This is a genomic window from Candidatus Accumulibacter necessarius, from assembly GCF_036625085.1.
Genome location: NZ_JAZKUM010000004.1, coordinates 86,253 through 112,611, shown reverse-complemented (window position 1 = coordinate 112,611; position 26,359 = coordinate 86,253). Strand labels below are relative to the sequence as shown.

The 26,359-nt window shown below is 62.5% G+C and carries 23 protein-coding genes and 4 pseudogenes; 18 read left to right on the top strand and 9 right to left on the bottom strand.

Features of this window, described 5'->3' with window-relative positions:
- Positions 1-7 precede the first annotated feature (7 nt).
- From V5B44_RS11645 to V5B44_RS11635, 3 genes and pseudogenes are all read left to right on the top strand, one after another.
- A pseudogene (locus V5B44_RS11645) lies at positions 8-669 on the top strand (ABC transporter ATP-binding protein).
- Complete coding sequence (locus V5B44_RS11640) at positions 666-3,176, top strand: ABC transporter permease (protein ID WP_332359208.1); 2,511 nt, start codon at positions 666-668, stop codon at positions 3,174-3,176. Before V5B44_RS11645 ends, V5B44_RS11640 begins: the two are co-directional and overlap by 4 nt.
- A gap of 11 nt (positions 3,177-3,187) precedes the next feature.
- Positions 3,188-4,294, top strand: coding sequence for a lipocalin-like domain-containing protein (locus V5B44_RS11635; RefSeq protein WP_332359207.1), 1,107 nt, complete (start codon positions 3,188-3,190; stop codon positions 4,292-4,294).
- Positions 4,295-4,314: 20 nt separating this feature from the next.
- On the opposite strand, the gene V5B44_RS11630 is transcribed toward V5B44_RS11635, so the two are convergent.
- Complete coding sequence (locus V5B44_RS11630; RefSeq protein WP_332359206.1) at positions 4,315-5,841, bottom strand: mechanosensitive ion channel family protein; 1,527 nt, start codon at positions 5,839-5,841, stop codon at positions 4,315-4,317.
- An 88-nt stretch (positions 5,842-5,929) separates the two neighbouring features.
- Positions 5,930-7,009, bottom strand: coding sequence for a GTP 3',8-cyclase MoaA (gene moaA / locus V5B44_RS11625; RefSeq protein WP_332359205.1), 1,080 nt, complete (start codon positions 7,007-7,009; stop codon positions 5,930-5,932).
- A 271-nt stretch (positions 7,010-7,280) separates the two neighbouring features.
- Here moaA and V5B44_RS11620 point away from each other — a divergent pair, with 271 nt between their 5' ends.
- From V5B44_RS11620 to V5B44_RS11610, 3 genes are all read left to right on the top strand, one after another.
- Positions 7,281-7,556, top strand: coding sequence for a group II intron maturase-specific domain-containing protein (locus tag V5B44_RS11620; RefSeq protein ID WP_332359204.1), 276 nt, complete (start codon positions 7,281-7,283; stop codon positions 7,554-7,556).
- 343 nt (positions 7,557-7,899) lie between these two features.
- A complete protein-coding gene (locus tag V5B44_RS11615; protein ID WP_332359203.1) occupies positions 7,900-8,193 on the top strand; it encodes a toxin in 294 nt (97 codons plus the stop codon).
- Positions 8,180-8,509 carry a hypothetical protein gene (locus V5B44_RS11610; protein WP_332359202.1) on the top strand — a complete coding sequence of 110 codons (330 nt, stop codon included), beginning with the start codon at positions 8,180-8,182 and terminating at the stop codon, positions 8,507-8,509. The genes V5B44_RS11615 and V5B44_RS11610 overlap by 14 nt, the downstream gene beginning before the upstream one ends.
- Positions 8,510-8,617: 108 nt before the next feature.
- Here the strand turns inward: V5B44_RS11610 and V5B44_RS11605 are convergent.
- Positions 8,618-9,047, bottom strand: a pseudogene (locus V5B44_RS11605) (reverse transcriptase domain-containing protein); the annotation flags it as partial.
- 362 nt (positions 9,048-9,409) lie between these two features.
- Here V5B44_RS11605 and V5B44_RS11600 point away from each other — a divergent pair.
- Positions 9,410-10,246: pseudogene (locus V5B44_RS11600) on the top strand (IS91 family transposase); the annotation flags it as partial.
- 972 nt (positions 10,247-11,218) lie between these two features.
- On the opposite strand, the gene V5B44_RS11595 reads toward V5B44_RS11600, so the two are convergent.
- Positions 11,219-12,232 carry an IS110 family transposase gene (locus V5B44_RS11595; RefSeq protein WP_332359200.1) on the bottom strand — a complete coding sequence of 338 codons (1,014 nt, stop codon included), beginning with the start codon at positions 12,230-12,232 and terminating at the stop codon, positions 11,219-11,221.
- Positions 12,233-12,813: 581 nt separating this feature from the next.
- Here V5B44_RS11595 and ltrA (V5B44_RS11590) point away from each other — a divergent pair.
- The 6 genes from ltrA (V5B44_RS11590) (at position 12,814) to yfcF (ending at position 19,322) form a co-directional block, all read left to right on the top strand.
- Positions 12,814-14,148 carry a group II intron reverse transcriptase/maturase gene (gene ltrA, locus V5B44_RS11590; protein WP_332358919.1) on the top strand — a complete coding sequence of 445 codons (1,335 nt, stop codon included), beginning with the start codon at positions 12,814-12,816 and terminating at the stop codon, positions 14,146-14,148.
- A 257-nt stretch (positions 14,149-14,405) separates the two neighbouring features.
- Positions 14,406-14,759, top strand: coding sequence for a DUF413 domain-containing protein (maoP, locus tag V5B44_RS26655; protein ID WP_434735439.1), 354 nt, complete (start codon positions 14,406-14,408; stop codon positions 14,757-14,759).
- Positions 14,674-15,390 carry a hypothetical protein gene (locus V5B44_RS11585; protein ID WP_332359199.1) on the top strand — a complete coding sequence of 239 codons (717 nt, stop codon included), beginning with the start codon at positions 14,674-14,676 and terminating at the stop codon, positions 15,388-15,390. The genes maoP and V5B44_RS11585 overlap by 86 nt, the downstream gene beginning before the upstream one ends.
- 604 nt (positions 15,391-15,994) lie before the next feature.
- Positions 15,995-16,726, top strand: a complete 732-nt coding sequence (locus V5B44_RS11580; protein ID WP_332359198.1) for a transposase — start codon at positions 15,995-15,997, stop codon at positions 16,724-16,726.
- An 839-nt stretch (positions 16,727-17,565) separates the two neighbouring features.
- The gene (locus tag V5B44_RS11575) at positions 17,566-18,600 is read left to right on the top strand and encodes a DUF4365 domain-containing protein (RefSeq protein WP_332359197.1); all 1,035 of its coding nucleotides are present in this window, start codon (positions 17,566-17,568) and stop codon (positions 18,598-18,600) included.
- A gap of 89 nt (positions 18,601-18,689) precedes the next feature.
- A complete protein-coding gene (gene yfcF, locus V5B44_RS11570; RefSeq protein WP_332359196.1) occupies positions 18,690-19,322 on the top strand; it encodes a glutathione transferase in 633 nt (210 codons plus the stop codon).
- 81 nt (positions 19,323-19,403) lie between these two features.
- Here the strand turns inward: yfcF and V5B44_RS11565 are convergent, their stop codons facing one another.
- Positions 19,404-19,610, bottom strand: a complete 207-nt coding sequence (locus V5B44_RS11565) for a maturase (RefSeq protein WP_332359195.1) — start codon at positions 19,608-19,610, stop codon at positions 19,404-19,406.
- A 42-nt stretch (positions 19,611-19,652) separates the two neighbouring features.
- Entirely contained in the window at positions 19,653-20,747 is a 1,095-nt protein-coding gene (gene ltrA, locus V5B44_RS11560; RefSeq protein WP_332359194.1) for a group II intron reverse transcriptase/maturase, read from the bottom strand.
- 511 nt (positions 20,748-21,258) lie between these two features.
- On the opposite strand from ltrA (V5B44_RS11560), the gene V5B44_RS11555 reads away from it, so the two are divergent.
- The 5 genes and pseudogenes from V5B44_RS11555 to V5B44_RS26650 all read left to right on the top strand — a co-directional run.
- Positions 21,259-21,579: a hypothetical protein gene (locus tag V5B44_RS11555; protein WP_332359193.1), complete on the top strand. Its 321-nt coding sequence runs from the start codon at positions 21,259-21,261 to the stop codon at positions 21,577-21,579.
- 102 nt (positions 21,580-21,681) lie between these two features.
- A complete protein-coding gene (locus V5B44_RS11550) occupies positions 21,682-22,314 on the top strand; it encodes a LysE family translocator (RefSeq protein ID WP_332359191.1) in 633 nt (210 codons plus the stop codon).
- Between the two features lie 77 nt (positions 22,315-22,391).
- The gene (locus tag V5B44_RS11545) at positions 22,392-23,006 is read left to right on the top strand and encodes a cold shock and DUF1294 domain-containing protein (protein WP_332359190.1); all 615 of its coding nucleotides are present in this window, start codon (positions 22,392-22,394) and stop codon (positions 23,004-23,006) included.
- Between the two features lie 130 nt (positions 23,007-23,136).
- Positions 23,137-23,523: a VOC family protein gene (locus tag V5B44_RS11540; RefSeq protein ID WP_332359189.1), complete on the top strand. Its 387-nt coding sequence runs from the start codon at positions 23,137-23,139 to the stop codon at positions 23,521-23,523.
- A gap of 134 nt (positions 23,524-23,657) precedes the next feature.
- A pseudogene (locus V5B44_RS26650) lies at positions 23,658-23,753 on the top strand (type II toxin-antitoxin system HicA family toxin); the annotation flags it as partial.
- Between the two features lie 104 nt (positions 23,754-23,857).
- Here the strand turns inward: V5B44_RS26650 and V5B44_RS11535 are convergent.
- The 3 genes from V5B44_RS11535 to V5B44_RS11525 are packed head-to-tail and all read right to left on the bottom strand — an operon-like array spanning position 23,858 to position 25,966.
- Entirely contained in the window at positions 23,858-24,640 is a 783-nt protein-coding gene (locus V5B44_RS11535) for a DUF3047 domain-containing protein (protein WP_332359188.1), read from the bottom strand.
- Positions 24,628-25,281: a TIGR04282 family arsenosugar biosynthesis glycosyltransferase gene (locus V5B44_RS11530; protein ID WP_332359187.1), complete on the bottom strand. Its 654-nt coding sequence runs from the start codon at positions 25,279-25,281 to the stop codon at positions 24,628-24,630. The genes V5B44_RS11535 and V5B44_RS11530 overlap by 13 nt, the downstream gene beginning before the upstream one ends.
- Positions 25,256-25,966 (bottom strand): TIGR04283 family arsenosugar biosynthesis glycosyltransferase, encoded by a 711-nt coding sequence (locus V5B44_RS11525; RefSeq protein WP_332359186.1) that lies wholly within the window; start codon positions 25,964-25,966, stop codon positions 25,256-25,258. Before V5B44_RS11525 ends, V5B44_RS11530 begins: the two co-directional genes overlap by 26 nt.
- Positions 25,967-26,359: the final 393 nt, after the last annotated feature.

Here is a 26,359-nt window from a genome sequence, read left to right as displayed (position 1 = left end):
CTACCCGATGTTGACCGTTGCCGACCTGTCGAAGCGTCATGCCAGGTCCAGCAGGCCGTTGTTCAGCGGCCTGGGTTTTGCCGTCGCGGCAGGCGAAATCGTCGCCCTGGTCGGCGAGTCGGGCGTCGGCAAGAGCACCCTGCTCAACTGCATTGCCGGGCTCGAAACCGCCGACAGCGGAACGATCCGCATTGGACCACAGGCCACGGACATCGTCCGGCTCGACGAGGCAGCCCGGGCAGCGCTGCGGGCAAGCAGTATCGGCTTCGTCTTCCAGGCCTTTCACGTACTGCCGACGCTGACCGTGGCGAAAACCTCCGCGTGCCGTTGCTGCTCGGCGGCGTGCCGGCCGGGGAACACGCGCCGCGCACCCGGCTGCTGCTCGAGCGCGTTGGTCTGCCGGGCTTCGGCGATCGCTGGCCGGCTTCGCTATCGGGCGGCGAACTGCAGCGGGTAGCGATCGCGCGCGCGCTGGTGCACCGCCCGTCGCTGATCCTGGCCGACGAGCCAACCGGCAACCTCGATCCGCGTACCGCCGGCGGGGTACTGTCGCTGCTGCTCGAACGCGTTCGCGAGCAGCAGGCGAGCGCGCTGGTCGTCACCCATTCGCAGCACGTCGCGCAGTGCTGCGACCGCACCCTGACGCTGACGCCGGACGGGCTGGAATGAAGACCCTCGCCTGGTGGCTGGTCCGCGCCCAGTTCCGCAGCCGGCGCGCGGCGACGCTGCTGTCGCTGCTGGCGATCGCCCTCGGCGTCGCGCTCGGCTACGCCATTCATCTGATCAACGACGCGGCACTGGCCGATTTCTCGCGCGCCATGAATACCGTCCAGGGCGATCCGGATGCGGTGATTGCGGCTCGCGATAGCGCCGGAGGCGTGCCGCTGGCGACCGTGAACGAAATCGCGCGCGACCCGGCGGTGCTGATCATCGCCCCGGTGATCGAGACGCGCGTCCGCATCGCCCAGGCGCGAACGCCGATCCGCCTGATCGGGTTGGATGTCTTCAGCGCCCCAGCGGTGATGCCCCGGCTGTTGCCGCGACAGGATGACCGCCCGGCGACAGGCAGTATTGTCGACGGCGGCGTCCATGCTTCGCCCGCGTTGCTCGCCCAGCTCGGACTGCAGATCGGTGCCCCGGTGACGCTGACGCGCGGCGAGAAGCAATGGTCGACCATGGTCGCCGGAGACCTGCCCGCCACCGGACCGGACGACCTGCTGCTGGTCGCCGACATCGCTTGGGTGCAGGAGCACTTCGGGCCTGACGACGCGGTCAGCGAGGCGCGTGTCCGCCTGGCGCCGAATACCGATGTCGCCGCTTGGCGGGCAGCGCTGGCACAGCGCCTGCCGGCCGGCCTGCTGCTGCGAGCGGCCGACGACGACCGCGCACGCGTCTCGAACCTGTCACGCGCCTACCGCGTCAACCTCAACGTCCTGGCGCTGGTCGCCCTGCTGACCGGCGCCTTCCTCGTCTTCGCCACGCAACTGACCGCAGTCGCGCAGCGCTCGACGCAGTTTGCGCTGCTCGGCGTGCTCGGCCTGTCACCGCGCATGCGCCTGCTGCAGATATTGCTCGAAGGGCTGGCGATCGGTCTTCCCGGCGCGCTGCTCGGGCTGGCTCTCGGCTACGGCTTGGCGCTGGGTTTCACCCAGCTTCTCGGCGGCGATCTCGGCGGTGGTTATTTCTCGGCCAGTGCCCCGCTGATTGTTCCGCAACTCGCTCCGGCACTTGGCTTTCTCGCCTTGGGCTGCATCGCCAGCCTCGCCGGCGCGCTCTATCCGGCCTACCTGAACCGCATGCAGCCACTGGCGCAGGCTCTGAAAACGGGTTTTGCGCAGAGCCCGCCTGCCAGAAGCAGCGCACGAAGCAGACTGCTGCTGCCGATGCTGCTCGCCCTGGGCGTGTTTGGACTGACCCGCCTGCCACCGCTGTTCGACCTGCCCCTTGCCGGCTATGCCGCAATTGCCCTGGTACTGGTAATCGGCATTGCCGCCGCGCCTTTGCTGACGCAGCGGGTGTTTGGCTACTTCGCCCGACAGTCCCTGCCGGCACCGCAACAGATCGCGCTGCAGAACGTCGCGCAGGCCCCGCTGATGGCCCAGGTGGCAGCCAGCGGGCTAATCGTCAGCTTCGCGCTGACCGCCAGCATGGTGATCATGGTCGCCAGCTTTCGCGTCGCCGTGGACCACTGGCTCGACGAAGTCCTGCCAGCGCCGCTCTATCTGCGCAGCAAGGCAACCCCCCTGCCACAGGAACTGCTCGCTGCCCTGACCCGGCCCGAGGCGCCGTTCGCCCGCGTCGAACGAACGGCGCACGCCTCGCTGACGCTCGATCCGCAGCGACCCAACGTTGGGCTGCTGGTGCGAGAAATCGACCGACGCAACCCGGCGGCCAGGCTTCCCTTCACCGGCGTAGTGCTGACGCCGCCGCCGGAGATGGCAGTGGTGTGGATCAGCGAACCACTGCACGAGATCTACCGCATCAGCCCGGGCGAGACGCTGCGCCTGCCACTGCTCGGAGGCGAGTTCGAGGTCTTCGTCGGCGGCGTCTGGCGCGACTATTCCAGGCAGTTCGGCGCCATCGTAATCAGCCGCGACGATTATCTGCGACTCGGTGGCGTTTTCCAGCCGACCGACCTCGCGCTCTGGCCGCTCACCGGCCAGGAAGCCGCTGCCGTCGCCTGGCTGGCGCCCTGGACCGTCAATTACGGACTCGAACTCGCCGAGGCTGCCGACATTCGGCAGTTGAGCCTGTCAATCTTCGACAAGAGTTTCGCCGTTACCTATGCGCTCGAGGCCGCGGCAATGCTGATCGGCCTCTTCGGGCTGGCCGTGACGCTGGCGGCCGGCGTCTGGTTGCGCGCCGGCGAACTGGCAACGCTCGGTGCCCTCGGTTTCAGCCGCCGGATGCTGAGCCGCGCGGTAATGCTCGAAGGAGCGCTGATTGCGGTGGTCGGACTGCTGATCGGTCTCGCCTGCGGCGTCGCAATTGGCGCCATCCTGACCCACGTGATCAATCCGCAGGCCTTCCACTGGCGGATGCCGCTCGACATTCCCTGGCTGGTTCTGCTCACCGGCGCCGCGTCGACCCTGGCTGCGGCCGTCGTCGCCAGTCACTACGCGGCGCGCCAGGCGACCCGGCTGCCGGTGGCGCAGGTTCTCGCCAGCGCCCAGTAAGGACAACTGCGATGCGCCGCCGCCACTTCCTCGCCACTCCCTTGCTGCTACCGGCACTGCTGCACGCTGCACCTGCCGCCGCCGCTGTTACCTATGCACCGGTAACGCCTGGCGTGCCACTGGCGCTCCCGCGCGACCACGGCGCGCACCCGGAGTTTCGTACCGAATGGTGGTACGTGACGGGCGCACTGGACTCGCCACTGGCCGACGTCGGCTTTCAGCTCACCTTCTTCCGTAGTCGGCCGGGAACCGCCGAAGCGCTACGTTCGCCGATTGCCGCGCGCCAGATCCTCTTCGCCCATGCGGCACTGACCATTCCCGGTGAGCGGCTGCGCCATGCGGAACGTGCCGCCCGGGCCAACCTCGGCGCCAGCTTTTCCAGCCTCGACCTGGATGTCTCGATCGGCGCCTGGCGGATGGTCCGGCAGCTGCAGGCTCCCGGCGAGGTGCTCCGGCTGCAGATGCAGAGCCCACAGTTTTCCTTTGACTTGACGCTGACGCCATCGCAACCCCTGCTGCTGCAGGGTGACCAGGGCTACTCGCGCAAGGGTCACGGGCCGGAACTGGCCAGCTACTACGTCAGCTGGCCGCAGCTGCAGGTCGGCGGAACCCTGTTGCGCGACGGCCGCCGGCAGGCGGTGAGCGGCCAGGCGTGGTTCGACCACGAGTGGTCGACGACACTGCTTGGCGACCGCGCCGTCGGCTGGGACTGGCTGGGCATCAACCTCACCGACGGCGGCGCGCTGATGGCGTTCCGCATGCGCGATGCCGCCGGCGAAACGCTCTACGCGCACGCGGCCTGGCGTGATGCCGCTGGCCGCCTGCGCCAGTTCGCTGCCGACGAGGTCAGTTTCACGCCCCGGCGCCACTGGTCGTCACCACGAAGCGGCGCCAACTATCCAGTGCAGCTCGAAATCCGCTGCGGCGAGCAGACGCTGCGCACGCTGCCGGTCCTCGACGACCAGGAACTGTCGACCAGTCGTCCGGCGCCTGTGGTTTACTGGGAGGGGCTGGTCAGGGTCGAGGGCAGCCTCAGCGGTCGTGGCTACCTGGAAATGACCGGCTATGCCGGGCCGCGGGGGGTCGCCGTCGCCCCCGACACCGTCGCCACCGGCTGAGCGCGACGACGCAAGCGCGCTCAGAGCTCGAAGAAACTGCGGATCTTTTCCAGTATGCCGTGTTCCTGCGGCACGGGGGCGTTGGGAACATCGACGAATCGGCGCATGAAGGCGTTGATTTCGCGCTCGCGGCGACCAAGAATCTCGGCAAACGCCCGCGAGATCTCCGGCCGCGAGTGAATGATCTCGTCGACCGTCGACTGATCCAGTCGGTAGCAGACCAGCTCGGTCTTCGCGATGACCGTGTCGCGCCGGTTCTCGCCGGTCATCACACCCCGCTCGCCGAAGGTGCTGCCGGCGTGAATGGTCCGAAAGAGCTGCCTTGGCTGTTCAGGGATCTCCATCCACACCTCGGCCTCGCCGGATGCCAGCAGGTAGAGCCAGTGGGCCGCGTCGCCCTGGTGATAGATGACGTCGCCGCTGGCAAATGGGGCGAAGATCAGATGTTCGCTGATCGTCCGCAACTCTTCCTCCTGCAGGCCGGAAAACAGCTCCAGCTTGCGCAGATCGGCCACCCGGCGCTCGGTTTCGCGCCGCCGGATCGACTTGCGGTAAGCCTCGTTCTCCTTGGTCACCAGCAGCGACTGCTCCGGTACCGCCAATTGCATCCCCCCGCGCTGCAGGGCCGCGAGGACATGCACCCGGACCGCCGAATCGGTCGGATCATCCGGTTGCGGATCGAGCATCCAGTAGCGCAGGGCGTAGCGGGCGTAACCTGGACCGAACTCCATCAGGACGCAGGTCGGCGCGGGATCGGCGGCGACGTTGGGAATGTCGGCAGCGCTGATCGCCTTCTCCACCTCCTGGATTACCTGCCTTGGCGCCGAGTCATGGGTGATGTTGAACCAGATCCAGCGCCGCCAGGGCCAGTTCGGGATGTCCGCCCGACCATAGACGGTAAAACGGCCGCGCATCAACTGGCTGTTGGGAACGATGACCACTTCGCCGTTACGCGTCCGGATCGTCGTTTGCCGCCAGCGTATCTGCGCCACTCGACCGGTGAGATCGTCAATCCTGATCCAGTCGCCGGTGCGCAAAGAGTTGTCGAGCTGCAGGGCAACACCCGAAAGCACATTGCCAAGCGTGTCCTGCATGGCAAAGGCCAGCACCGCCGTGATCACCGCCGAGGTCGTCAGCAGGCTCGACGGGTCAAGGCCGACGAAGTGCAATCGCGCCAGAATGAACGCTGCGTAGAACAGGAGGACGCTGATGTCCTCGGCGATGCGCACGACGACGATGCCCAGCCGTGGCAGAATCCCCCGAAAGACGAGCATGGCCAGCAGCCGGACCAGCGCCATTCCCGAACCGATGACAAACAGTTCGTGGACCATCACTGCGAAACGTGAGTAGTCGAGCGCTTCGAACACCGCGCCGGCAAGCTGGCCGACCAGGCAGAGGACAAACGCCAGGAAGGTGGCGACTGCCCGCCGCCGCTCCTTCGCCAGCAGCGGCAGCGCAATCAGCGTCAGCATCACTGCCGCGGCGATGACGTACTTCGTCTCGGGCAGCCAGAAATACGCCCAGGTCCTTTGCATCAGGGTGTCCATCGTTCCTCCTGTCGATTCAGGGATCGAGGCGAATCACGGCGGACGGCGGACGGCGCCGAACGCGCTGATCCAAGGCGGCGACGAGCGATCAACCGCCGGTCATCGACATGTAGCGCAGCACCTGCGGCGCCGCCATCTGGCCGCTGAAGTCGTGGCCCCTGGCCTTGATCCCCATGCCGTCAACAATGGCCGCGCGCAGGGGCACGTCGTCGGTCGGGTGCGCGCGCAGCAGCGGCAGCAGCTGGATGGACTGGTTGTTGCCGAGGCACGGGTAGAGTTCGCCACGGGCAGTGATGCGTACCCGGTTGCAGGTGTCGCAGAAGTTGTGACTGTGCGGCGAGATGAAGCCGACGCGCGTCGAGCTGCCTGGAATCCGCCAGTAACGGGCCGGTCCGCCAGTGCTATCGGCGGACGGCAGGAGGACAAATCGCTTCCGCAGCCCGGCGAGCGCTTCTTCGCTGCTGAAATAGCTGGCCTGACGCGCGTGTCCGGTATCGCCGAGAGGCATTTCCTCGATGAAGGCAATATCGATGCCGCGGTCCAGGACAAATTCGACCAGGTCAATCAACTCGTCGTCGTTGCTGCCGCGCATCATCACCGTGTTGATCTTCAGCCGCTGAAAACCGGCTGCCTGCGCCGCGTCGAGACCGCGCAGGACCTTGCCGAGGTCGCCAACCCGGGTAATCTCCCGGAAGCGGTCGGCGCGCAGCGTATCGAGACTGAGGTTGATGCGCCTGACGCCGGCAGCGCGCAGCGCCGGCGCAAAGCGGTCGAGTTGCGAACCGTTGGTGGTGATCACCAGTTCGTCCAAACCCGGCAGGCGTCCCAGTTGTTCGAGCAGCCAGACGGCGTTCTGCCGGACGAGCGGCTCACCGCCAGTGACCCGCACCTTGGTCACGCCCAGGTCGACGAAAACCCTGGCGATGCGCAGGCATTCCTCCAGCGTCAGCACCTGCGCCCGCGGCAGGAAGGTCATCTCCTCGGCCATGCAGTAACCACAGCGGAAGTCGCAACGGTCGGTGATCGACAAGCGAAGGTAGGTAACGTGCCGCCCATAGCTGTCGACCAGCGTCCCGTCGGCGTGCCGCGCGTTCGCCGGCGAAACGGTCGGGGTGCAACCGATCAGCGAATCGGAAACGGCTTCCGGCGTCAGCGACTCATTGCGCATGGGAGAAAGTCTCTCGGGCGTACCCGCGGTGGAGAGAAGACAAGCAGGGTTGGCCGGCGATTATAGCCGAGATGGGCGGGCAAACGCCTCTCTCGCAGCTCACCTCAGGGGAAACCGGCAGCAGTGTCCATCGCCTGACCGGGAGGAACTCGATTTCACGCCGATGCTCGCTTTAAACTGTCTTCCTTCTCACTCGTCCTGTGAATCGACATATGAAACACGTACTAGTTGCATCCGCTGTACTCGCAGTCGCCCTTCCAGTTCATGCCCAATGGGCCGAGATTGGAAAGGACGCAGAAGAAAAGATGACCGTCTGAGTACGGTCAGTCGCAACGGGGCGAGGCTCAAGGTCGCCAACAAGGCCATCGACAAGCTGAAGGACCGGGTGCGGGAACTGACCCGTCGTACGCGAGGCACCAGCATTGGCGCTATCGTCGCAGAGCCGAGACAAACCCTGCTTGGTTGGAAAGCGTACTTTGGCATTGCCGAGGTGCTGAGTCCTCTGCGTGACATCGACAAGTGGGTACGACGCAAGTTGCGCTGCTAACTCTGGAAACAATGGGGGCCGGCTGGCTATCGGGAGTTGCGCAAGCGCGGGGTATCGGTGCGCGAAGCGTGGAACACCAGCAAGTCAGCTCATGGCCCGTGGCGGCTGTCGAAGACACCGGCATTGGCAATCGCGCTACCATTGCGCTTCTTCATCAACTTGGGACTACCGAACCTGGCGCCACCACGGTAGGAATTCAATTCATAGAACCGCCGGATACGTGACCCGTACGTCCGGTGGTGTGGGAAGGAGGGGCCGTGAGGCTTCTTCCTATCCCGATTGGGTGTCTCAGTCTCAGGGGTCATCTGGTGACAAAAGGCACACAGCGGTGTAGCATGCCGCAATGAAGCCATTCCGGTGGGGCACAGAGAAGAACGAAGCGCTCAAGGTTGATCGGGGCATTTCCTTCGAGAGCGTCGTGGTGGCAATCGAGTCCGGCGGGCTCCTTGACATCCTGGCCCATCCGAACCAAGCGCAGTACCCGCGGCAGCGCATCCTCGTCGTCGCTGCGGACAACTACGCTTACTTGGTGCCGTTCGTCGAGGAGGAAAACTACTTCTTCCTCAAGACAATCATCCCCAGTCGCAAAGCGACTCGGGACTATCTAAACGAAGGTGAAGCCGATGCCGAAGACTGATGCCTACGAAGAAGAAGTTCTTGCTGCGTTCGACAGGGGAAAGCTTAACTCGGTCGCTACCAAGGCTGAGCTTGCCAAGTTCAAGGCGGCTGCGCGTGCCACTGCCATCAAAGACCGCCGTGTGAACATCCGTCTGTCGTCGGGGGATCTGTGTGACATTCAGGTCCGGGCACTCGAAGAAGGCGTTCCGTATCAAACGCTGATCGCCAGCGTTCTCCACAAGTACGTCACCGGCCGTCTCACCGAGCGCCCCCTGCCGAGCGCCAAGTCAGCGGCGAGCCGGTCCCCGAAGGGGCGCAGCACATCTGCAAGCTGATGGCGTACTCTTCGGTACAGGCGCCCAATCGGGTAAGGGCCGGCGTCTAACCGGCCCTCCCTACACCACCCGGCATGCGGGTCCGCACCGGGCGGTTCATGAACAGGCCGACCAGCGCAGTTTCTTCTTCCTGAAGGTGAATCCCAGAAAGACGCACTGCTCGATCTTTGCCACCTGGCTCTTCTTCTCGTTGACCGGCAGTTTGAGTTGCCGGCCGAGGTAGGCGGTGAGACTGGCCTTGACGCGCTGGCCGGCCCGTTCGCTCTTGACCAGAACCACGAGGTCGTCGGCGTACCGCGCAAAGCGGTGGCCTCGCCCTTCCAGAATCCGATCCAGATCGTCAACCAGGATGTTGGCCAGCAGCGGCGAGAGGTCCACCTTGCGGCGTTCCCAACTCGCTGGGTTGAAGCGTGAAACCAATCATGACACCCGCCCGCAGGTAGCGGCCGATGAGGGCCAGCAACCGCTTGTCGCTTACCTTTCTGGCCACTCGGGCCATCAGGATGTCGTGACCGACGTTGTCGAAGGAAACCGCGACACACTACCCATTCCGAAGACTTTCCCGAACAGGTCACCATCGTCCGCCCGGGCCACCCTTTCGCGGGTCGCGCCCTGCGGGTCTTGAGTTATACGCGCCGAGCTAGTGGCCCGTGTCTCCTGCTGATCCTGCCGGACCAGAGCCGGTCACTCATTCCAGCAGAATGGACCGATTGGGGGGGCACTAACCAGACTCCCGGCAAGACACCCGACCGTGACGGGACTCGCTTGACCTCCCTATCCGACTTGCTCCGGACCCGCACTTTGGTTGACGCTCTCCTCCGCCGTCCATCGTCTTCTGAGGAGAACCATCATGCAACTGAACCTGCCGTTCCTGGAGAACCCGCCACGCCACCCGGCGGTCAGCGCCAGACCCGAGCCAAGGAGCACTGGCTGGCGAAACGGCGCCAGGAGCTGTTACCGGTGCCATATTTCCATCTGGTGTTCACCCTGCCGCACGCGCTGCATGCGCTGATCGCGCTACGCCCGCGGGTGATCTACGAGGTCCTCTTTGGTGTCGGGTCGGCCACCCTCACCGAATTCGGCGCCAATCCCCGCTGGCTGGGCGGGAAACTGGCGTTCTGTCGTGCGCTGTCAACAGTCTTTCGCGGCAAGTTCATCGCGACGTTGAGTGAAGCCCGAAGCTCGGGGCGGCCACCGGTGGCAGAGCTGGCCGACGAGAAGGCCTGGCGGGCCCTGCGCCAGCAGTTGCTGGCGCACGACTGGGTGGTCTATGCGAAACAGCCCCTCGGCGGCCCGGAGCAGGTCCTCGAATACCTGGGTCGCTATACCCATCGAGTGGCGATCTCGAACGAGCGTCTTGTCGGGATGGACGAGACGACGGTCCGTTTCCGGGTACGCGCCGCGCCGGGCAAGCGCGTGCTCAGCGTGCCGGCGGAGGAATTCATCGAGCGTTGCCTGTTGCACGTGTTGCCGAGCGGTTTCAAGCGGATTCGGCACTACGGCCTGCTGGCCCCGGCGGCGAAGGCAACGAGGCTGGCGCTGGCACGGCAGGCCTTGTTGGTACCGGAACCCGATCCGGTGATCACGGCGACGGTGGAAGACTTCCTGCAGCGCGTCGGCGGCGCCGCGTGGGCGCGCTGCACGCATTGCCACGAGGGACGCTTCGTGCCGACGGCGGCGATTCCGCCCCTGCGCCAGGCGGCGCCGCAGAGCGCATCGGTTCGCGGACCCCCATGAAAACGGTCAGCGCTTGGCGAGGGGCTTTCCCGTGTGCTCAATGGCAGTTCCGGCCGCCAGGAGATGCCTCGTCGGCAGCGTGGCGAAGTGACGATTCTGGCGCTGCGGTCTGTCTGCCAGAGCGCCCTGTTCGTTCCTGTCACACTCCCGCGAACAGCAGGAAGCCGCTCGGCTGCCTCCGGCCAACCCGTCTGACCCCTGCCCGTGGCTTGACCCGAAGCACCGGACGCTTACAATCCCCATAAGTACCGCCGTCGAGGCGCTTCGGTCCAACGAGGTTTATCTGCCGCGGATACGCGAGCGGCAAGGCCGGACGCTTTCGGCGCGGCAGATCAAATCAAAGGATCAAATCAAAGGCAATCAAAGAAGGCAATCAAGGCAATCAAAGGGGCCACCCATTAGCCGGCCCGTGTCAAGTGTGCAAACAAAACTCTCGCGCCAATAGCGCGATTGGTATTGGAATGTCCGTCGCACGGTCGGCAGCCGATTGTCTCGGAGCGGGGTCAAGGGCGGGCTGCGTTTTTGCAGCCCGGCGAAGCGCACCCTTGACGCCGCGTAGAGACCGTACGCTGGATCATGGCTGCGGGCGAAGCAGTTCCGCCCGCAGCCATGATGACCCATGCGATGGTCGATTATCCCAATGTCTCAAGCTCTCCCATTGCAGCATCTGAACCGCGCCCGTTTCTTCAGATAATGGCTGCGACGAATCGCGCCAGTCACCCATCAGGATCAAGCGATCAGCGGTGCTCTGCCTTCGCCCTGGCGGCCACGCCGCCCCAGAAGAACCTTGGTGCCGTTTCGTGTCCACTGGATTGCACAGACTCGTGGCTGCCGGTTTCCCGGCGCCAACCCCTTGCTGGCTCACGTTACGGGCGATCCGCGTTGCTGCCCGGGTGACGGACAGCGGCATCCCATTCAGGCTCATGGCTCGTCGTCCAGGCCCCTTACCGGGCTTGCCGCCGCCGTCGTGACTCATGCGAAGCAGCGCCTCGTGTCGAAGGGTGCGCGCTCCTTCAGGATGTGGAAGCAGGCCCGTGCCAATTTGTGCGCCAGCGCCTTGGTCGCCACCACGTTATTGGTTCTGGCCTTCTTTCGTTCGTAGAAGCGTTTGGCTTCGGCATTGAAGCGCAAGGCGAAGTTGGCGGCTTCGACAAAAGCCCAGACCAGGTACTTGTTGCCATTCTTGGCGTTGCCCTCGCCTTTCTTCTTGCCGTTGGACAGGCGCTGACTATCGACACAGCGCGCGTAGGACGCGTAATTGCCCACCGCATCGAAGCGTTCGATCGGTCCGGTCTCCAGCAGGATGATCGCGGCCAGAATGCGGCCGATGCCGGGAACGCTGGTCAGCAAGGCGTATTCGGGTCGTTCCCCGAGCTTCTCTTGCAGACGCTTTTCCAGCAGTTCGATTTGCGCACCGAGCGTGGTCACCACCGCGAGATTGCTTTGAACGGCCAGTGCGACATCCGCCGACAGTCCCATCTGATCCACGTCGACCGCCGTCAGGCGCTTGATCTGGTTGCTGGTGATCTTGACCGCCCGTTCGCGCGCCAAGATGTTCTCGATGGCCAGGATGTGACTGGTGCGGCTGCGTACGAGTTGCATGCGCTTTCTGGCCAGATCACGTGTCGCTCTGTGTTCCGGCGGCAGAATCGTACCCGTGGGCAGGATCCCCAAGCGCAGCAGGTGCGCCAATTGTCGGGCGTCCGCCTCGTCGCCACTGTGTTTGAGACCGTCGTATTTCTTGATCGCGCCAGTGTTGGCCAGTTTCACCTCGAACCCCGCTTCCTGCAAACCATCGACCAGCCAGTACCAGTTGTAGGTGGATTCAACGACCACGCCCGCCAGTTCATCGCGCCAGGGCAGCAAGAATGCGACAATCTTCGATAGGTCATTCGGCAGCCGCTTCTCCGCCACCACCCGATCTCTTTCGTCCGTCACCGTCACCACGCTGTTGTTTGAATGCAGGTCAATTCCGCTATATTTCATGTCCGGCCTCCTGTGGTTAATGCAAGTTCGCAAACTCACTTTAACCCCACCGTCTCACCTGGTGGGAGGCCGGCTAGATGATTTTCAGGGTGTTCGCCGTGATCGGCGGTATATCCAGCGGGTTAAAGTCCCGTGAAAGGAGTTGTCCGTACGCCTTTCTAGCACCGGGAAGCGGCGTTCGAGTAATCGGAGGTCGTAAGTTTCCCAGGGCAAAGCAGCAGGCCGCAACGCAAGTGAACCTAGACGTAGCCTCGTCACACTAAATGGGGAAGCCGACCCTGTATCCTGAAGGGGAAGGCCGCTGGAAGGACGCTGGAATAACGGAAGTGGCGTCCATCGACTCCCGGGGTAGCAGGGGTGGCATGTTGTGGAGGAAATACCGTGCAGCACGGGAGACCCGTTACGGTGGTGGGGAGACCACCGACTGAAGCGTATAAGGAAACGAAAGCGCCGCAGACCGTAGCGGGAGTCGGAGGGGTTCATAGTACTGCTGGAGTTCGCGGGACAACACAACCCCGGACGAGGGAAGGGACCCTACTTTGTTCATGCAACCGAAGAGTGAAGGAGAAGGGGATTGCGTCATGCTAACCACCCCTGAAATGATCAGGCCACTACAGAGGAAGCTCTACACCAAGGCCAAGCAGGAACCGGCCTATCGCTTCTATGCGCTATATGACAAGGTCTGGCGAGCAGACATCCTCAATCATGCCTACCGCCTTGTCCGCGCCAACAAGGGAAGTCCCGGTGTCGATGGGATCAGCTTCGAGGCCATAGAGCAGACGACAGGGATAGACGCGTTTTTGTCGGAGCTGGCCCAAGACCTGAAAGAAAAGACCTACCACCCCAGTCCGGTACAGCGCGTCATGATCCCTAAAGCGGACGGCAGCCTGCGTCCGCTGGGGATACCGACGATCCGTGACCGTGTTGCCCAGATGGCCGTCAAGCTCGTCATCGAACCGATATTTGAAGCCGACTTCTGTCCGAACTCTTACGGGTTCAGGCCGAAGAAATCGGCCCACGATGCGGTCGATGCAATTGCCGAAGCGCTTTATCGCGGCTACACGGAAGTCATCGATGCCGATCTGTCGAAATACTTTGACAGCATTCCGCATGCCAAACTGCTGGCCGTGGTGGCCGAGCGCATTGTTGATGGTGCGATTTTGCACGTCATCAAGCTATGGCTCAAAGCGCCGGTCATTGGTGAGGACGCGGACGGCACACGGAAGCATGTCGGCGGTGGCAAAGCCAACAGCAAAGGCACTCCGCAAGGGGGTGTGATTTCACCGCTGTTGTCGAACTGCTACCTGCATCTGCTGGATCGGATCTGGGACAGGCATCAACTCTGCTGGAAATTGAAGGCGCGGATCGTTCGCTATGCGGACGATTTTGTCGTGCTGTGCGGGGGCGAAGTTGACGCGCCCCTCGCCACGGTGCGGCGAGTGCTGGATCGACTTGAACTCACGTTAAACGAGACCAAGACCCGCATCATTGATGCCCGGAAGGAAAGCTTCAACTTCCTGGGATTTGCAATCAGGGTGAGCAAGAGTTGGAAGTCGGGCAAAAGTTATCCGCATGTCTGCCCGGCGCCAAAATCGCTTGCGAAAATCAAGGAACGTATCAAGCAACAGACGGATCGACGGCTCACGCCAGTGCCGCTGGGTGACGTGGTGAGGAATATGAATGCCAGCCTTCGCGGGTGGGTAGCCTATTTCCACTACCGGAATTCCAGCAAGGTGCTCGGCAAGGTGAAAACGCAGGCGGAAGAACGTCTGCGGACGCACCTGATGAACCGTTACAAGATCAGTGATCGGGGGACCGCGCTATTACGGTTTCCGCGTCAGAAGCTCTATGCGAACTATGGGCTGTACAAAGTCCCGATGACGGCAGGCTGGAACACGGCGCATGCCTCGGTGTGAAGAACATCGGAAAGCCGTGTGCGGGCAAATCGCATGCACGGTTTGATGAGGGAGGGCAGGCGACGCAAACTATGGCAAGGCTATTGAGGCACCGCCAGACGAAAGGGGCGGTAACAGCTAGGTTATGCCTAAAGAATGACAAGTCTGTTCTCTACTCTACCGGATTAAATGCAAAGTAATAGCCCAACTCGGCGCTCCAAGGGACGCTGCGCGCAAAGAACGCGCAGCGCCCTTGAGCGGTGACGTTGGGCATCGCTATGACTGAGGACGTGAAAACGTTGCACAAGGGATTTTTGAGGCAGCCCTTCGCAATTGATCAAGACATAGCGAGAGCGATGTCCGGTCAAGACGTCGAGCTATTGCAAAAATACGGTTGTTGGCTTGAGGCCCTCGAATCCGGTGCTTTGCCAATAATCTCAGAAGCGCAGCATCACTTTGTCGAAGCCGTAAATGGCCGAACAACTCCAACGACGTCACACGAGAAGGTCTGGATTCGATACAAGAATTGCATTGCTCGGAGCTTGATTGAGCAATCTACTTCTGGAGGCCAAAACTATTCGCGCGCTCACGGATATTTCGGAAGCCCGAACTCAGATGCATATAACCCATGAATCACAAACCGATCCGCAACATCTGCCCAACCCATCATTCCACTGGGTGATGCAAGAGAAGCCTCTTTCGCTGCTGCATTCGATCGCCGAGCATTTCCACCGCGACGCGGTTTATTTCGCAACGCGATTTGACGTTCTCTGGGAGAACGGGCAACTCATGCACAAGATGGGTCGCACCAAGTCCTTCGTTGACCTCCTCATGGCATGCGAGTGCAGCTTGAAGAGCCACGCGTTGCTCAGTCTCCAAGATTTGCCGCCGGCCGAGGCCTACCGCGAAGTTCGGTCTTGCGGTCACAACATCCACCGGCTCGCTAAGCTCGCAGCCTATCTTCCCGATCGGGCCGCGTACCAGCACTTGGGTGCCGAGCTTGCCCAACTTCCTGTGCACATCCGCTACTCGCTTGAGGCATACGAGACGTTCTTCCCCGCTTTCGTCGACCGCAAGTACGCCGATCAGAACTACTCCGAAACGATCGGGAACAACCCCTGGGTAGTGCGAGTCCGTGGATCGCTGGGCGTCCTTGTCGATGGCATCGCCAATGAGTTGTCGGGTGCGATTCCAATGGACCTTGAACTCTTGCTTCAGCACGAGCACGAACTTCGCGAGTTTGCAAAAACATGCCTAAAGTGACGCCCAACCCGTCGTTGCAGTCTGCTTGCTGGGCGTTGCGGACATTGACCAATCGAAGCTCAATGGCTGGATTGGGTCGGTGGGAGCCGGTGGCCTAGAGCATCTGAACGACTGTTTCCAGTCTGATCCGGCCGTTGATGCTCGACTTCGTCGGTTTCCCATCGAACTGGCCGCTACGGGACCACAAGCGGCCACTGAGTTTTCGTGGCTTGCTGTCGGCAGGGCGAAGCCCGGCGAAGCGGACCCTTGACAGCGTCCGAAACGCTAATACGCTCAAGGGTTTGGGGCTGGTCGCGGCTGTTTGCGGCCAGCTCCCGAGCCCGTCCGGCGGCGAGGGCTTCCTCGCCCTCGGGGGCGGGGCTAGGGGTCGAGCGCCCGAAGGGCTCTGCGGGAGGAGTTGTGGCGCCGAGGCGGTTCCACACGAAACGGAGTAATCCCATTTCTTATCCTTCGGAGTGGGAGTGAATGATTACGAGTCGCAACCTTTCATGATCACATGCCCCAGACCATGCTTGTTCAAGTCATTTTTGCTAGCCTGCAAAGAAAAAAGCAACAAAAGGGGCCAGGCTCGATTTAACTGGCAGAACCTGCTATCCTCAACGACATGCCCCGTCGCCCCCGCATCCATCTCCCAGGCCTTCCCCTGCACGTCGTTCAGCGGGGACATAACCGCGACGCCTGCTTCTTCGCCGAGGAAGACCACCTTGTCTACCGCGAATGGCTGGGCGAGGCGTGCAAGGCCACCGGCTGCGCGCTGCACGCCTACGTCCAGATGACCAACCACGTGCACCTCTTGCTGTCTCCGCCGGAACCCGAGGCTGTCTCCCGGCTGATGATTTCGCTGGGCCGGCGCTATGTGCAGTACATCAACAAGACGTACCATCGCACCGGCACCTTGTGGGACAGCCGCTACAAGTCTTCTCTGGTGCAGGCCGATGCCTATCTGCTTCTTTGTCAGCGCTATATCGAACTCAATCCCGTGCGCGCAACGATGGTCGATGACCCGGCGCATTATCGCTGGAGCAGTTATCGGGCGAACGGACTGGGGCAACCTGACTCATTGCTGACTCCGCATGTGGTGTATTCCAGTCTGGGGACAAACGAGGCTGACCGGCTGGCGAACTATCGGTCCTTGTTCCGCCCGGAACTGGATACCGACGCAATCAGCGACATCCGCATGGCCCTGGATCAGGGGCAGCCGCTCGGGGATGCGCGGTTCATCGACAGTATCGAACGGGCCACTGGACAGCGGCGAGAAATTCGCCCGCGCGGTCGGCCGCGGAAGGCAGTGCTTGAGGAAACGGGGCCACAGGACCAGATGTCACCTGATGTGTGAGCCAGGCCCGTTTTTCTTCATCTTTCCTTCTTCCAATCAAGTCCTTCCCCAAACAAACTTCCTGCGGGGCGTCGTGCAAGGCTGGCTGGGCAAGATCACGCCGATCCCCGGCTTCCCCGGTCGGGTTCGTTGTCGGGTTCGAGTAACTCACGGATCCTCCTTTGCTGTTCATGTTCGGCCCTTCGCGTTACCTTTCGGTGCAGCTACTATGGCCTCTGCTGACTCCTGATCAGTCACGCCGGCGATTGCTCGCCGTCGCGCTATGGCCTTCGCTTCGCTCACTGCCTGTTCGCTCGTCTGCGGCCGGCAGCCTGCCGCAACGCCCGGATCATTCTGTTGAGCAGCGATCCCCACTGCTTTTGCGAAACGTCGGCAATCGCTTGCCGATCAGGTCTCCCCAGGTAAGAACGCGATGTTTCCGTGCACAAGCGCTGCATTTACCTTGTCCGCCGTATCCGATGGGCTTCGTCATGGGGTGCCAACTCGCCCGCAGACCAGGCCTTCTATGCAGTTTCTGTCCGTCGCCTCGCACTTTTGCGCTCCGGCTGGCAGCCTCTCGCAGCGCTCGCGTCGTTCAAGCGGGCAGGCGCATGCGCCTGCAAACCCCGCTTTCACCCTCCAGACAAGTCCTCACGACCTTGCCCTTGCCTTCGGCTAGTGGTTATCATGGCTTCATCATGAAGTCACGTCGGTACTCCCACAGGGGACTTCCACCCCATCACATCGCGCCCATGCTGGGCGCACACCCGGCGGTCGACCTCGCTCCCTTCGGTCGCTGGACGCTGCGCGATGAAGCCGCGCAGCGCCGGTCACCTTGAACGTTCAGCGTCTTGATCTCTATGGTCCTGTACAAGAAGACGAACGTCACAGCAAAGAACGGAATCAATTTCGTCCGCTCGGCGGTCGAAGGTGCTGGCTCGTTGTTTCACAAGATCGAAGGAGAAAACGATCTTGGAATTGACGGGCTCATTGAACTCATACGTGACGAAAGGCCGCTAAATCGGCAAGTCGCCGTACAGATCAAATCTGGCCCGTCGTACTACAACTCCTCCGGCGAGGAGTGCCTAATTCCGATTGAGAGCCACCGGGACTACTGGCTCAATCATCCCCTTCCGGTCTTGGGTGTTGTCTTTGTTCCTGCACTTGGCGTTGCTCACTGGGTAAATATCAAGAGCTACCTAAAGGACCACCCGACCAATACCGTCATTCGCTTCCGCACCAGTAGAGCAAACCGTTTCGACCAATCTGCTTTCTCAACGATTTTTGTTCCGAACGTACTTCGTGAAGTTCCGGATCTATCGCTACCCGAAGCATTCACCCTCTTTGGCTCCCCAAAGCCGGATGAGTCGTACCTCGGGTTGATCGTCCTGTTCCGTCGCTATCCGAATGTTCTTGAAGTCTGGACCCGGTTGATTCAGCATCTTGTTGAGACGCCGGCCCAGGAGATTCCTCCTGTGTTGGTCTACTTCCTCGCACACATTCCGTGGCATGGTGACATCGCCTACTTCGGCGAAGCAATCACAGCTGAAACTAAGGCTCACGCTAAGAACTTGCTTGCGCGGTTTTCCCGCGAGCAAGTTGTGAAGCTTCTGGAGTTCATCGACGAAGAGTCTTCCATTTCTCGTGGTGCTGTCGGTCAATCGGTAGAGGCCATCATTTCATCGCTGCCCAACGCATCTAAGCTCTTGGAAGGCATTGTTCTCGACAAATCGCTGGAACCCTTCACGCGAGATTGCGCAGCGATAATCCTCGCGATGAACGAAGGACCGGCAGCTATTCCAACGATCAAGCAACTAGCCGACACAGGCTCTTGGTACGCTGGCGAACTCATTGAGCACATCAAAACATATGGAGCCGTTAATCCCTATGCATAAGATGCCGAACCCATCATTCCACGGGACGCTGCGCGATAAGGCCGCGCAGCGTCCCTGAATTCGCACGTTAGCCCCCGCAGGAGCCTCCATTGCCGCCCCCGAAACTCCTTCTCTACGTTGATGCCCAGTTCGCAAGCCCGTATGCGATGTCGGCCTTTGTGGCTCTGCATGAGAAGGGCTTGCCGTTCGAAATCGCGACCGTGGATCTCACGGCCAAGGCGAACCACGAGCCACACTTCGCCGCCACGTCGCTCACTCACCGCGTGCCGACCTTGGCTCACAACGGCTTCTCGCTGTCTGAGTCCTCAGCAATCGCTGAGTATCTCAACGATGTCTTTCCCGGCACGCCGCTTTACCCGGCAAAGCCGCAAAACCGAGCGAGAGCGCGTCAAGTTCAGGCCTGGCTTCGCAGCGACCTCATGCCCATTAGGCAAGAGCGCTCCACGGAGGTCGTGTTCTACGGTCCAACACCTACGCCACTCACTGCTGAGGCGCGGACGTCCGCCCAGAAACTGTTCGCGGCCGCAGAGTCGTTGCTCCCTGCCAACTCTGAGAACCTGTTCGGTGAGTGGTGCATCGCCGACGTCGACCTTGCGCTTATGCTCGGTCGCCTTGTCTTTAACGGTGATTCGGTACCAGAAAGGTTGGCTGCCTATGCAAAGCATCAGTGGCTACGGGCGTCCGTCCAGTTGTGGGTTAATCAAGAGCGTCCGCCACTATGAGCACGGGGGCTAATCGGGTAGCCGGAGGTTTCTCTCCTCCGGCCCCCACACCACCCACCCTGCGGGTCCGCAGTGGGCGGTTCAACGAGTTGGCGCGCTCGACGAAGTGACTTGAGCCGAGTAGCCCTGGGCCTTGCACCACCGGGCCTTGACGCTGAGGACGCCTTGCGCCTCCGGCCAGGCATTGGAAAGGGCCTGTTGTACCGCCGGGGTTCGCGCCATATGCCAGTAGCACTGGCTGCTGACGCCATGCTGGATCGCCGTCTTCAGGCGGACGCCCAAAGCCACCAGGTGGCTGATCTTCGTCCACGGCCAGCGCCACTGTTTCCACTAACACATGCGCACGCGGCGGCGCAGCCACTCATCCAGCGCCGGGATCGGCCGGTAATACTGGCTGATGCCAACGTACCCGAACCAAGCCCGCAGGAAGTTCCCCAGTTTGTTCAGTCGAATGGTCATGGAAATCCCCCAACTTCGCCCCGTCAGTTCCCTGACCCGGTGCTTGAAGTTTGCCAGCGGCTTGTCGCTCCAGCGTATCTTCGTGCCGCGCAGGGTGAATCCGAGGAAACGGCAGTCACTCATCGGCGCCACCTTGCTCTTGGCAGGATTGACCTTGAGTTTGAGGCGGGTCTCCAGGTAACGCGTGAGATTCTGCATCACGCGCTCCCCGGCCCGCTGGCTTTTGACCAGAATGACCCTATCGTCCACGTAGCGGGCAAAGCGATGGCCCCGCCTTTCCAGTTCCTTGTCGAACTGGTCCAGCAGAATGTTTGCCAAAAGTGGCGAAAGCGGACCGCCCTGGGGCGTGCCGATCTCGCTAGGCTCGAGGTTCTCTCCGACCAGCACCCCGGCGCGCAGGTAGCTTCCGATCAAGGCCAGCAGCCGCTGGTCGCGGATGGTTTGCCCCAGCCGGTTGATAAGCCGGTCATGATCGACCGTATCGAAAAGCTTGGCCAGGTCCAGGTCTACCGCGATGCGATAGCCTGCCTTGACGTCGGTCTGTACCTGCCGGATCGCCTGGTGTGCGTAGCGGCCGGGTCGGAAGCCGAAGCTCGATACCGAGAAGGTCGGCCCGAAGATCGGTGTCAGCACTTGCGCGATGGCTTGCTGGATGACCCGGTCCAGGATGGTCGGGATGCCCAGCAGCCGTTCGCCCCCGTCCGGCTTCGGGATGGCTACCCGACGCACCGGCTGCGGGGCGTATCGCCCTTGTTTGATCTGCTCGCGCACGTCCGGCCAGTGGTTCCGGGCGTAGGCGGGACAGTCCTCAAGGCGAACGCCATCGATTCCTGGCGCTCCCCGGTTGGCCTTCACCCGCTTCCACGCCCGCCACAGGTTGTCGCGGGTCTCGCCACCCTGTTCGCTCGTCTGCGGCCGACAGCCTGCCGCAGCGCCTGGGCCCTCTTCTATAGCAGCGGTCCGCACTGCTCCTGCGAAACGTCGAGTCCTCGCTCGCCGATCAGGTCTCCCCAGGTAAGAACGCGATGTTTCCGCGCACCAGCGCTGCATTTACCGTAGGCGCCGTACCGGTGGGCTTCGCTGTCAGGTGCCAGTTCGCCTCGGCTCCCTCGGCCTTCTATGCAGTTCCTGTCCGTCGCCGCGCACGTTTGCGCTCCGGCTGGCAGCCGCTCACAGCGCTCGCGTCGTTCAAGCGGGCAGGCGCGTGAGCCTGCAAACCCCGCTTTCACCCTTCAGACAAGTCCTCGCGGCCTTGCCCTTGCCTTTGGCTAGTAGTTATCATGGCTTCATCATGAAATCATGTCGGTACTCCCACAGGGGACTTCCACCCCATCACATCGCGCCCATGCTGGGCGCACACCCTCGGTCAACCGGACGCCCGGCAAGCGCGGCTTACCGGGCGTCCGCGCTTCGCGCTCCGGTCGCCGGTTACCTCGAACGTTAGGACATCCCCGCTCTCTTTTCTCAGGAGAATTTTATGAATCTAGCGCGACAGCTTCTTTTAGTCTTTTTCGTTGCCAGTTGCTTATCAATAGCATCGCCCGCAAGCGCTGCAGAGCCAAAACAATCAACCCCGCAAAAACTAGAGATTGGTCGCTTCGTACCGATCGCGCCTCCTGCTGCTGGTGACAAAACTTACGCAAACTTCTTATGGGTGCTGGACACCGCCACCGGAGATGTTGCTGCCTACAGGATGGGAAGCATGAAAAACGATAAAGGAGAGCATGGGCTTTGGGTCACCGAGCGATTGCTCTCCGAAGCTGAGTACTACCAGCTCATGTCAAAGCACAAGCAGTGACGTCAGCCTGCCGCTGTCCTAACAAACGCTTCGAGAGGGACGCTTCGCCGGCAAGCCGGCTTCGCGCCCCTGAGCTTAGCCCTTTCACTTAAAGGAGGCGCCATGCCCTTTGACATTTCTGTTCTGCCTGTTTTCCTTGCGGCGTCTTTGGTTCTGCTCGTCACCCCCGGACCTGATGTGGCATTTATCGTTGCCACGGGCGTTTCTGAGGGTCGAAGACCTGCGCTTTGGGCTTCTGCCGGCATTTCGTTGGCCATGTTTGCTCATTCAGTCTTTGCTGCTGCCGGAGTTGCGGCAATCGTAGCCACGTCGCCCCTTGCTTTTGATGTCATCCGCTTCGGCGGCGCCGCATACCTGATCTTTCTCGCGTATAAATCCTTTCGCTCAAAACCGTTCGTCGCAGGCACTCAAGTTACCGCTCGCTCCCCTGTAGAAAATTTCCGCCGTGGGTTCATTACTAATTTGCTAAACCCCAAGGCCATCTTGTTTTCTGGCGTGTTTCTTCCGCAGTTTGCCTCCCCATCCTATGGGTCGATCTTCCAGCAAGTCGTTGGCCTTGGCGCGGTCTTGGCGTTTCTCGGCCTACTAGTCCAGGCTACTTTATCTATCGCCAGCGGTAGCCTTGGGCAATGGTTACTATCGAGTCCCCGTCGCCAGGTAATGCTTGAGCGCCTGATGGGTGTTGTCTTTCTCGGCCTTGCTGCGAGGCTTCTTACCATGGAGCGAAAGGGCTAACTTGGCAGTCGAGGGGAGCTTCGCAATGAAGCCGCTCGCCCCCTCACTTCCACTACAAGCCCTCATACCCACTTGCCATGCGCTACCAAGGTCGTATCACCAAATGGACGGATGACGAAGGCTTCGGCTTCATCACACCCAATGGGGGTGGGGAGAAAGTCTTCGTACACATCAGCTCCTTTTCCAATCGCCAGCGCCGACCGGAAGGAAACGAACTCGTAACCTACGAACTCAAAACCGACGGCAAGGGCCGAGCGCAGGCGAATACCGTTGCGTTTGTCGGTGAAAAGCCCACTCCGTCGACCCCGCCCGGTCGCAGCAACATCCCCCCGCTATTTGCCGTTTGCTTTCTGGCATTTGTTGTTGGGGCAGTTATCGCCGGTCGCCTCCCGGTTGTCGTTCTTGCGCTCTACCTTGTTGCAAGTCTCGTGGCCTTCTTCGCTTACGCCTTCGACAAGTCAGCCGCCTTGAGAAATCAATGGCGAACACAAGAAAGCACGTTGCACTTATTCGCTCTTCTCGGTGGGTGGCCCGGCGCCTTGGCGGCACAGCGGCTGCTTCGGCACAAGTCGGCGAAGGCTTCCTTTCAAGCTACCTTTTGGGCCACCGTTGTGCTCAACTGCGGAGCACTCGGCTGGTTGTTTTCGCCCTCTGGCGCAAGAACGCTTCAGTCTGTACTGGGTGCCGCGTGAGGGCTAATCATCGCTTCGAGGGGACGGCCTGCAAGCTGCGCTTGCAGGTACCCTCCGCCCTTCGGGCTCCGGCCGCCCCTCAAGCCAAATGTTAGGCGACACAACGCACCGTCTCCTACCACCCACACCCATGCCTCCGAAGCTCCTGGCTATCGACCACATTCACGTCTTCGTCGCTAACCGGGCGGAGTCAGAGCGCTGGTATGAGCGCGTGCTCGGACTCAGGCGCACGCCTGAGCTGGAGTTCTGGGCCAACGACGGTGGGCCGCTCACGCTCCAGGACGAGTCAGCACAGATCCACATAGCCCTGTTCGAGCGTCCGGCCAAACCATGCAGGTCAACCATCGCCTTGCGCGTCCACGGCTCATTGTTCAGGCAGTGGCAGTCCCATCTCGAGCACGAACTGCCTGGAGCGGTCACCGTCGAGGATCACGAGGCCTCGGTGTCGCTCTACTTCGCGGACCCGGATGGCAATCCGTACGAGATCACCACGTACGAGGTGTCACTCAGCAGGTAGCCCTCCTCAGGCCCGCGTTCGCTCTGCTGGAAGTGCCGCTTGACCCCTCGCTCCACACGCCACTACGGCCGGCATGCCGAAGAGGCGATGCCGAAGCCGGGGTGTTGACTCTACGTGCCATCGCAGAGCGGTTGGATTGTGTCTTTGCCTTTCACGACGGCGAAGAGCTTGGCCCGCGCATGCTTGCCCGCATTGCCAAGCACACAGGCCTCTCGCCCGAGGATCTGTAGGCGCCATTCTCGTATCCACGCCGCCGTACAACCCGAGTCGATTCCTCCGCAGGCGTTGCTGGCCCAAGTGTTGGGCCGGGTTGGTTTCATGCCGCACCGCCCGGCTACCGCCGGGCCTCGAACCAGAGGTCGCCGAAGCGGGCTTCGACGCGTTCGCCGGTGTTGTCGGTATCGGCACCGAGAGCAATGCCCGAGATGAGCGGCAGGGGGTCGCCGAAGGCGGCACGGAAATCCGCGGCGACATCGCGAACGACGTCCCGCCATTGCCCGGCATGAGCCTTCCCGGAATCGACGACGATCATTCGCAGGCGATCGGTATAGGCATTCCATCCCGACTCGCCGGCCGCCTGCGCCGTACCCCAGACGTAGCACAGCGCCGCCGCCGGCAGCTCGGCACCGTGCAGCAGGCGCGCCGCCGCCATCTTCATCCGGTCGCCGACGCCAAGCCGTTCGGGTGGCAGATCAAACAGCACATAAACGCGGGCCGCATAGTCATCGCCCGTCTTGCGCTGCAGGTCCGAGCCCGCTACGGGATGCGAGACTCGCCAGCGCCACCTGAGCAGTGGCGTGGCCGCGGGATCTATCCGTTTCGCCAGCGCCAGGCTGGACGCGGAGCGATCGGACAGCACCCGCAGGACCGTCCGGCCGTCGTCAGCCAGCAGGTCAAAACGGTTCGCTCGCTCAACGGACGGCAGCGTTTGATGCGTCCACCCCGCCGGCAGCCGGTTACCCGCCGGCTCGGCAGAGAAACGTGGCAGATCCACCCGCGCAACGCCAGTACTCTCGGCGCGGGCAGCGGGCGTCGGCAGCAGGCTGAAGGCGCTGATGACCGGCGTCGCCAGCAGCGCCAGTGAGGTCCGGCGACGCCGGTTGTTCATCGGATCCATGCGGCAAATCCTTCCAGGGTGGCCAGGCGCGCCAGGTCGCCCGGCCGATCAAGGTCCCACAGGGGCGGCAGCTCGGCCCAGCGCAAGCGCAGCTCGCAAAGACGCTGCCGCGTCTGCGCCATGACCCGCTCGGTGCCCCAATCGATGCTCGCGAACAGGCCCGGCTGCGGGCGACGCAGGCCAACGAGCACGTAGCCACCATCCTCGGCGGGAATGAAAACCGCGTCGTTGGCGCTCTGGCAATCGTCCAGCAGAGCGCTGGCGGCGGCCGACAGATGCGCCGGCTGCAGCGCCGGGCAGTCGGTGCCGATCAACAGCAGGGGACCGGCCTGCGCCGCGAAGGCGTTGGCCATGCGCTGACCCAGGTCAGGGCCCGACTGCGAGCGCAGATCGACGCCAGAGCAGCGCTGGACGGCGCGAAAGAAGCGTTGCTGGTCATCCGGCGACCCCCACAGGCTGACGCTGCCGATCGCTGCCCGCCGCGCGACGGCCAGCGCATGCAAGGTCAGGCGGCGCTGCAGCCGGGCCGCGCCGGCTGCCCCCAGGGCGGGAATCAGGCGGGTCTTGGCGGCCCCGGGCAGTGGCGCCCGGGCGAAGATGGCGATGGCCAGCGGTTCAGCTCTGACGCGGCACATAGCCATAGCGAATCGCCAGTTGCTGTGGATCGGCACCCAGGAAATAACTCGCCCGCAGACGCCACATGAGCAGAATGGTGCGCAGAACGCCATGCTTCTCCCACCGGCGCCCGGAAGTGATCACGCGCTGGCGCAGGCAGGCCGGCGGCGCAAACCGCTTGAGCCGCTTCGACAGGGCGATGTCCTCCATCAAGGGCAGCTCGGGGTAGCCATCAACCCGCTCGAACAAATCGCGACGAACGAAGATCGCCTGATCGCCGGTGGCAATGCCGCTCAGCCGCGAGCGCCAGTTCATCATCCGCTCGACGATGCGCAGCAGCGGCTGGCGGCCGTCGATGCACACGTCGAAACGCCCCCAGGCGGCACCGGTGGCAATTGCGCTGCGGATCAGGTCGTCGGCCGCCGGCGGCAGCGTCGTGTCGGCATGCAGAAAGAGCAGAACCTCGCCCCGGCTAGCCTTCGCTCCCGCGTTCATCTGCGTCGCGCGGCCGCGCGGCGCATCGAGCAGCCGGTCTGCGGCCGGCCGCGCCAGCTCTGCCGTACCGTCGCCGCTGCCGCCGTCGACGACAATCAGCTCCGTTCCGCGCGTCCTCAGCCCCTGCAGTGCCGCCAACTGAGCTGGAAGCGTCGCCGCTTCGTTCAGCACGGGCAGGATCAGCGAGAGAAAAGGGCGATCGAGAGGTGTTTGCATGGTTCTCGGAGAAGAGTTCGGAGCGAGGTCATCTGGCTGCCGTCAAGCCCGCACCGGTTGATTGGGCGAGCCTGCCAACGGCCGGCGAGGCGATCAGCGTTCCCTGACCCGGGGCCAGGGCTGCAAGTGAGTAGATCCGGGTGCGCCATCTTACCGCAGGCGAGAAATACGTGCGGCGCGGCGGCTCGCGGCAGGACCTCGGCAGCCGAAGGGCACCGCGCGGTTCTGCAACGCACTTGGAGAAAATCCTGGAACGTTGTCGGCGAGTACACCCCATGCCTCCCCGCAGCCGACCTTCGGTTCGCTGGCGCACATACACCCGTGCGCTCCCTGGCTACGATGGCTGCCTGCTCGCGGGAACTTATCAAACCTTGGATCGCGTCGGCCAGCGGG

Excerpts from the sequence above, each read along its gene's own strand:
- V5B44_RS11640 (WP_332359208.1), top strand. The coding sequence starts at position 666 with ATGAAGACCCTCGCCTGGTGGCTGGTCCGCGCCCAGTTCCGCAGCCGG.
- V5B44_RS11555 (WP_332359193.1), top strand. The coding sequence starts at position 21,259 with ATGAATCTAGCGCGACAGCTTCTTTTAGTCTTTTTCGTTGCCAGTTGC.
- V5B44_RS11610 (WP_332359202.1), top strand. The coding sequence starts at position 8,180 with ATGCCGAAGACTGATGCCTACGAAGAAGAAGTTCTTGCTGCGTTCGAC.
- V5B44_RS11530 (WP_332359187.1), bottom strand. The coding sequence starts at position 25,281 with ATGGCTATGTGCCGCGTCAGAGCTGAACCGCTGGCCATCGCCATCTTC.
- maoP (WP_434735439.1), top strand. The coding sequence starts at position 14,406 with ATGACTGAGGACGTGAAAACGTTGCACAAGGGATTTTTGAGGCAGCCC.
- V5B44_RS11595 (WP_332359200.1), bottom strand. The coding sequence starts at position 12,232 with ATGAAATATAGCGGAATTGACCTGCATTCAAACAACAGCGTGGTGACG.
- V5B44_RS11580 (WP_332359198.1), top strand. The coding sequence starts at position 15,995 with ATGCCCCGTCGCCCCCGCATCCATCTCCCAGGCCTTCCCCTGCACGTC.
- V5B44_RS11540 (WP_332359189.1), top strand. The coding sequence starts at position 23,137 with ATGCCTCCGAAGCTCCTGGCTATCGACCACATTCACGTCTTCGTCGCT.
- V5B44_RS11550 (WP_332359191.1), top strand. The coding sequence starts at position 21,682 with ATGCCCTTTGACATTTCTGTTCTGCCTGTTTTCCTTGCGGCGTCTTTG.
- V5B44_RS11575 (WP_332359197.1), top strand. The coding sequence starts at position 17,566 with ATGGTCCTGTACAAGAAGACGAACGTCACAGCAAAGAACGGAATCAAT.
- V5B44_RS11545 (WP_332359190.1), top strand. The coding sequence starts at position 22,392 with ATGCGCTACCAAGGTCGTATCACCAAATGGACGGATGACGAAGGCTTC.
- V5B44_RS11620 (WP_332359204.1), top strand. The coding sequence starts at position 7,281 with ATGGGCCGAGATTGGAAAGGACGCAGAAGAAAAGATGACCGTCTGAGT.
- V5B44_RS11615 (WP_332359203.1), top strand. The coding sequence starts at position 7,900 with ATGAAGCCATTCCGGTGGGGCACAGAGAAGAACGAAGCGCTCAAGGTT.
- V5B44_RS11635 (WP_332359207.1), top strand. The coding sequence starts at position 3,188 with ATGCGCCGCCGCCACTTCCTCGCCACTCCCTTGCTGCTACCGGCACTG.
- V5B44_RS11525 (WP_332359186.1), bottom strand. The coding sequence starts at position 25,966 with ATGCAAACACCTCTCGATCGCCCTTTTCTCTCGCTGATCCTGCCCGTG.
- ltrA (WP_332358919.1), top strand. The coding sequence starts at position 12,814 with ATGCTAACCACCCCTGAAATGATCAGGCCACTACAGAGGAAGCTCTAC.
- V5B44_RS11535 (WP_332359188.1), bottom strand. The coding sequence starts at position 24,640 with ATGGATCCGATGAACAACCGGCGTCGCCGGACCTCACTGGCGCTGCTG.
- V5B44_RS11630 (WP_332359206.1), bottom strand. The coding sequence starts at position 5,841 with ATGGACACCCTGATGCAAAGGACCTGGGCGTATTTCTGGCTGCCCGAG.
- moaA (WP_332359205.1), bottom strand. The coding sequence starts at position 7,009 with ATGCGCAATGAGTCGCTGACGCCGGAAGCCGTTTCCGATTCGCTGATC.